This window comes from Salmonella sp. SAL4457, from assembly GCF_046548235.1.
Taxonomy (GTDB): Bacteria; Pseudomonadota; Gammaproteobacteria; order Enterobacterales; family Enterobacteriaceae; genus Salmonella; species Salmonella enterica.
Genome location: NZ_JBGDZO010001080.1, coordinates 1 through 247, shown reverse-complemented (window position 1 = coordinate 247; position 247 = coordinate 1). Strand labels below are relative to the sequence as shown.

The window sequence follows — 247 nt, the reverse complement described above, 5'->3', positions numbered from 1 at the left end:
CCGTGGGCGAGATGCGGGTGGAACTGCTCGGTGTCATGTTTCCGGAGCGGGCCGAGCATATCGAACGGGCCTGGTCATCGATCTGCTCCGCCACGACGGACGATGAGCAGCGCTGGACGAGGATGAGCGACTGGGCGGAAGCGGAGATCGGCGCCGAGTTCGCGACACTGCGCAGCGAAATCGCACAGAGCAACGAACTGGAAGTGTCCTGGGAGTTGAAACAGATCCTCGACGAGCGCCTGAAAGC

1 protein-coding gene is annotated in these 247 nt (G+C 62.8%); it reads left to right on the top strand.

Annotation, left to right across the window (positions count from 1 at the left end; genetic code table 11):
• On the top strand, nucleotides 1-247 hold a 247-nt coding region (locus tag ACLJNW_RS27520; protein WP_410961728.1), incomplete at both ends, for a hypothetical protein.